At 70.0% G+C, this 6,000-nt stretch carries 4 protein-coding genes; 2 read left to right on the forward strand and 2 right to left on the reverse strand.

Annotated features, from left to right (window positions below):
- Nucleotides 1-17: 17 nt before the first annotated feature.
- A complete protein-coding gene (locus ACFHVL_RS26875) occupies nt 18-2,186 on the reverse strand; it encodes a hypothetical protein (protein WP_416631219.1) in 2,169 nt (722 codons plus the stop codon).
- 175 nt (nt 2,187-2,361) lie between these two features.
- Here ACFHVL_RS26875 and ACFHVL_RS26880 point away from each other — a divergent pair, with 175 nt between their 5' ends.
- A complete protein-coding gene (locus tag ACFHVL_RS26880; RefSeq protein WP_416631220.1) occupies nt 2,362-3,003 on the forward strand; it encodes a LuxR C-terminal-related transcriptional regulator in 642 nt (213 codons plus the stop codon).
- Nucleotides 3,004-3,037: 34 nt separating this feature from the next.
- Nucleotides 3,038-4,066: a CE1758 family FMN-dependent luciferase-like monooxygenase gene (locus ACFHVL_RS26885; RefSeq protein WP_416631221.1), complete on the forward strand. Its 1,029-nt coding sequence runs from the start codon at nt 3,038-3,040 to the stop codon at nt 4,064-4,066.
- Here ACFHVL_RS26885 and ACFHVL_RS26890 read toward each other — a convergent pair.
- Nucleotides 4,050-5,861: a hypothetical protein gene (locus tag ACFHVL_RS26890; RefSeq protein WP_416631222.1), complete on the reverse strand. Its 1,812-nt coding sequence runs from the start codon at nt 5,859-5,861 to the stop codon at nt 4,050-4,052. The genes ACFHVL_RS26885 and ACFHVL_RS26890 overlap by 17 nt on opposite strands.
- Nucleotides 5,862-6,000 lie beyond the last annotated feature (139 nt).

The raw sequence follows: 6,000 nt of genomic DNA on the forward strand, positions 1-6,000 counted from the left end.
TACTCCTACGAATCGGCCTACTGGGCGCAGTTCGAAATGCGATCCCTGAGCCTGTTCACGTCTTGTTCAGCCGGCCGGAACGGTTTGGCCATGTGCTTGATCATGTAATACCAGGCCACCCGGTCCTCGCCGGTCAGGCAGTCGATCGCGTCGAGGAGCCGCTCCGCCTCGGAATGGCTGGCCTGGTCGGGAAAGAGAATGCCCATGAAATTTTCGGCGATAACCGCGTGCGCCCGCAACTGCTCCGGCTGCCCCGGGGTTCGTGCCGCCCGTTCGCCGTCCAGCTCACCCTTCGCCCTGATCACCGACAACCCGTCCTGCGGGGTGATGCCGGTGGCCGCACTGAGCATGGCCTGCACCATCTCGCGGAGCCAGAGCAGGCCGGTCATGTACTCGCCCACCGGGCTGGACAGGTTCAGTGGACGGTCGGTGAGGTAGCCGAACAACAGATTCTCGTCCGCGCGCTGAGTGTGTGGCCCGATCTCGTCGAGGAGCCACGGCTTCCGGGGCTCGATCGACGGCATCGCGTCGCCGCCCGCGTTCACCGCGGTCTTCAGCACCATGGCGAACGCGGGTGTGATGACGTCCGGCACGAAGAACGGGCTGTCCCGGATCAGGCCGTCCCCGAGCCGGTCCCCGCGCAAGCTGAGTTCGGTGTTCTGCCGGACCATCCGGACCACCTCGTCCACGGCATCGGGAGTGCGCAAACGGTCGATGTGGTCGCGGAAGAACGCCTGGGCGTCCTTCCAGGTGCCAGACGCCAGCAGAGCCCGGACCTCCGGCATCGTGGTGTCGGGCAGGGGATCCGCCAGCGTCGTCGCGCGCCGCAGCGCGTCCAAGGGGTCGCTGTACCGGTCCGACCGTCCGTCCGGCCCGGTGGCGACCCATAGCCTCTTCCAGCCCTCGTCCACCGGATGCACCGACGAGCGTTGATGTCGCTGGGTGGCCAGCCACGTCAGTTGGTCGTTCGCCTCGGTGGCCACCACGACCCGGATGTCGCGGTTGTTCTCCAGCGTCATGTGCAGCGCGTCAGCGATAGCGGATTCGACAGTGGACAGCCCTTCGCGGGGCTCACCGCGCCGGACGTTCAGCGGGACGTTCAGCTGGTCCAGCGACTCGGCCACCTGGCGGATCTGCCGCTGGTTCGGGCCGACGAAGTCGTCGTCCCAGGGCCCGAGAAGGATCGAGTTGCCGGACGCCCGACTGCGGACCGACAGGTGCAGGTCACTCGGGACAGGTTCGAAGGCAACCGCTGGCGCGTCGGGGGGCACGATCGCGGCCCCGTCCGGGCCGAGTAGAAGCGCGGTGGTCTGCGGCTGCTCCAGCAACCGGGTCCGCGGGTCCGTCGAGCCGTCCCGGTTGAACTTCGGTGTGCCCTCGATCCCCCAGCGCACGGCGCCGTCGTGGTCCCGGTACAGCCACCGCGTCTGCGGCTCGGTAGCGCCGGGCGGCCAGCCGTGCACCAGGGCGGCCGAGGCCCGCCCACTCTCCAGCTCGTTCACCACCGTCGATGGAGCAAGCGCCGTGGGCTGGCCGTCGAGAGCCCGCCGGACATCGGCCAGCGACACCCGTCCCGGTGAGCTGAGCAGGGCCGGCAGATCGAGACCAGGCCGGTCGCCGAAGAGCGCGTGCGGCACACCGAGCATCGCGGAGTGGTCGGCGACCGGACCCGAACCGTCGGTCAGACCGGGCGGCCCCTGCTCAAGGTAGCGGGCCAGCTTGTCCGGGCCGGCCGGCGCCGAGTCGTCCGCCAGTGTCCGCAACGCCTGCCGCTGCTCGATCGTCGAGACCGGAGCGAGACGGCGCAGGGAGTCGTCGACCTGCACGACATCGCCAGCAACGGCATCCGGCACCTTCATCGTCGGCGGCAGGTTGATGTCCGCATCGAGGGAGCCACGCGCCGCGTCGAGCACGGCGAAGTCGTCCACCAGGGTGGACCGCTGCGGGTCGAAGATCGTCACCGTAGGATGCAGGTCTTTGTCCAGCTCACGGCGCAGGAAGTCCCGTACGTCCGGATTCTGCACATCCGCAGCGGACACAAAGAGGGTCGTCGAGCGCGGCGGCGCCGTGCTGCTACCGAAAAGGTCGAGCATCTGGCGATCGACGACGTCCGGGGCGGCACCGGGCAGGAACAACGCCTTGCCCGCGTCGATCACGAAGTCCGCGCAGTTGCCCTTCCCTGCCACGTCAGCTTCTCCTCACGATCGACACGACAGGAGACAGTGTCCTCCTGGTTCGGGGGACAATCCCATGTCCCTCTTCGGCGCACAGTGCGCCTTTCCCGGGATTCGTGAACCTGCGTCGCCCCGAACCCGTTCCAGTGCCGGTACCCGCCTAGGTGGGAGAGCGCATGGAGGAACCGTGTATCAGGTAGCGATCGTCGCGGACCAGCCGATCTGCCGGGCGGGTGTGGAAAAGCTCGCCACCGACGTCGCTGGGACGCGGGTCGTGGCGGCCGTCGCCTCGGTGGCGGAGCTGCACCCCCTGGCTGGAGAGTACGACGCGATCGTGCTCGACCTGCCACGGTTCACAGTGGCCGCGATGGACACGGTGGCGAAGGTGTCCGCGATCGGGCCGCCCCTGGTGTTCTCCGTGTGGGACGGTTCGCCGTCGCTGCTAGCCACCATCCGGGCCGGTGCACGGGGCTGCATCAGCCGTTCCGCCGAGCAGCACGACGTCCGGGACGCGATCCGGGTCATCGTGCAGGGCGGCTTCTACGTGTGCCCGTACCTGGTCGACCGGTTCCAGTCGGAGGTCTCCGGCCGGGTCGAGGAGGAGCCCGGCGGGCTCGCCCCACGTGAGGTCGAAACCCTGCGGTGGATCGCCTCGGGATTCACCCACGCGCAGGTCGCCACCCGGATGGGACTCTCCCGGGCGACCATCAACACGTACGCGAAGAGGATCCGCGCGAAACTCAACGTGAGCAACAAGGCCGAGCTGACCAGGATGGCCATTGAGATGGGCCATCTCACCGAGTCCCGAAGGAGCAGTCCGGCGGCGTGATGAACCCAAAGGGCTCCTGCTCCGTCCTCAGAGCATGGAATTCGGGGTTTACAGCATCGGGGATCGCACGCCTGACCCGCTGACCGGACAGGCACCGAGTGAAGGCGAACGGCTGACCTCGATGGTGTCGATCGCCCGGCGGGCGGAAGAGGCAGGCTTCGACGTGTTCGCGGCCGGCGAGCACCACCAGCCGCCCTACGTCTCCTCCGCCCCCGCGATGCTGCTCGCGCACATCGCCGCGGTCACCGAGACGCTGACCTTGAGCACGGCGACCACGTTGATCACCACCAACGATCCGGTACGCGTCGCCGAGGAGTACGCGCTGTTGCAGCACCTGTCCGGCGGACGGGCCGACCTCATGCTCGGCAAGGGCAACGTGGGACGGGCGTTCGGCTGGTTCGGGCGCGACTCCGCCGACGGCAACGCCCTGGCGGCGGAGAACTACGCCCTGCTGCGCCGGCTGTGGCGGGAGGAATCGGTGGACTTCGACGGCAGGTTCCGTACGCCGCTGACGTCTTTCACCTCGGTTCCGCGCCCGCTGAACGGCCGGCCGCCGCTGGTCTGGCACGCGGCGGTGACCAGCGCGGAGGCCGCGGAGCTGGCCGCCGAACACGGCGACGGACTCTTCGCGAACCACATCTTCTGGCCGCCCGAGCACACCCGCCGGCTGGTGGCACACTACCGGGAACGGTATGCGGCCGCCGGGCACGGCCCTGCCGAGCGGGCGACGGTCGGGCTGGGCGGTCAGGTGTTCGTCCGTCCCCGCTCACAGGACGCGATCCGCGAGTTCCGTCCCTACTTCGACCAGGCCCCCCTGTACGGCCGGGGCCCCTCCCTGGAGGAGTACTGCACCAGCACACCGTTGACAGTCGGCAGCCCCCAGCAGGTGATCGACCGGGTCCTCGGATTCGGCGAGTACGCGGGCCCGTACCAGCGGCAGCTGTTCCTGATCGACCACGCCGGGCTCCCCCTCGGCACCGTGCTGGACCAGCTCGACCTGCTGGGCTCCGAGGTGCTGCCCGTCCTGCGCCGCGAGAGCGCTGCTCTCATTCGCACCGCATGACGGCCGCGGCGATCTCAGCGACCCCCGCCTTCTCCGCATCCGTATGCAGTGAACCGTGGTAGGTGCCGATCGCATCGAGGAAGGCGAGTTTGAAGTCCGGTGCCAGGGGTTCGTAGCCTGCGGTGACGAACGCTTCCACCTCGGCGGGCCCGGACCGCCCGTCCTTCAGCTGGTCGAGCAGCGCCAGCAACGACACGGTGAAGTCCCTCGCCCGAGCCTCGACGGAGTTCGGGTCGGTCGCGTTCGCCGCCTCAGCCGCAACCATCTCGGCCGCAACCATCTCGGCCAGCACCGCGAGGCTTTCGCCGTCGTCACGCGGCGTCGCGGCGACGTCGAACAGAACCCCGGGCCGGTCCGACGGCGACGCCATCGTGGAGCTGGCCACCGCGTCCCGATGCCCAATCTGGCGCAACCGCACGTCTTCCCTGACCTCCTCGGCGTCCGGTGGGCCGCCCGGCAGCAGGACCGGTACATCGGGTGCCCGCGCCAGCTGCTCCCGCCAGCCGGCGTCGAGTAGTCGCCGCGCCTCATCCCGCAGCGAGGGGCTGCGTACCGCATCGACGCGGGCGGCGAGGTACAGGTTGGGCAGGTTCTCGTCCGGCCGGCCGTTCCGTGCCGCGAGAGCCTGGAACGCCACGCGATGGCCGATTTCGTCGGCAGCCGTGTGCCGCGTCTGCGCCGTGGACAGCGCCTGCACGACCTGCACCTCGTCGGCGTGGGAGTCGGGCTCGTCCGGGTATCCGGGTTCATGCTGCTGCGGCACCGCAGCAATGTCCGAAGACTCGGTAAGCTGCCGCATCTGCGGATCCGCGCCCATGGCGTCTGCCGACCTCGGTGCCGTCTGGTCGGAGGCGCTGCGGGCCAGGTCCTCGCCGATGACCTGCTTGATCTGCCGCCGGGCCTGGTCCACCTGCTGCATGACGTCGCGCAACTCGGCCTGACGCTGCGGAAGCGACCGGACGGGGTCGGCCGCGGCACGCGCGCGCGAGTCCATCGTCGGCTGGAAGCTCGCCCGCGCGGCGTCCACCCGTGCAGTGCGGGCGGTTCCACCGTCGGCATCCGCCGCCACGGCGTCCAGAGCCGAGCCGCGGGCCTGGGAAATGTCGTCCAGTCCGTACCGCATGTTGGCGGTGGCCCCGCTGATGCGCTCCGGTGTGCCCGCAACCACGTGGTCAACCGGGGCCGTGGTCTGCGCCGACGTGGTCGGTACGTTCGACGACGGCACGGCATCAGCGATGGGCGAAGGCGTCGTCTCGACGGTCGGCACCGCAGTGGCGCCGGTACCGCGTGGGGACGACTCAGCACGTGTGCTGCTGTCTGCCGGACGCTGACCTGCATCAACGATCTGTGCGGCCAGGGCACCGCCACCGGAGACCCCCACGACCGGCCGCTCGGTGCGGCCAGCCGCAGAATCATCCCGGGTAGCTACCTCTTCCTGGCCCGACTGCCGGAGCCCGGTGACGTCCGCTGCCTGCTCCGCAGGCTGGACACCCCCGGTAAGCCCGTTCCGGTCGACCGGTCCAGCTTCGGCATCGCCGGGCCCGGACACCGTCGCGGCGTCGCTGCTGCTGCGACCACCGACCTCGACGGCCGCCTGTGCGTCGGCCGCTGCGGCTGCCCCCTCGCCACCGGACCAGCCCACCCGGTCCGCGGCCCCCGTCGAACCGCCGCCGGTGGCCGCACCGGCCCTGTCGACGTCCGAGACCTGCCGCTGCTCGTTGCCCTCCTGGCCAGTGTCACTGCCGACCCACGAAACGGCGTCGCCAGCTGATCCGGTGACCGAAGCACCGCTCACGAGACCGTCGACACCCGCGCTGACGCCCATGGTCACACTCGGTAGCGGCATCCCGCTGCTGACGGCCTGGTCAGCGCTGCCCGGCGCGGTCGTGTCGGTCGACCCGGCAGCGGCACCCGAGCCGTCGACAGCCCGGCCG

The sequence above is a fragment of the Micromonospora sp. LOL_023 genome (genome assembly GCF_048060115.1).
Lineage (GTDB): Bacteria > Actinomycetota > Actinomycetes > Mycobacteriales > Micromonosporaceae > Micromonospora_E.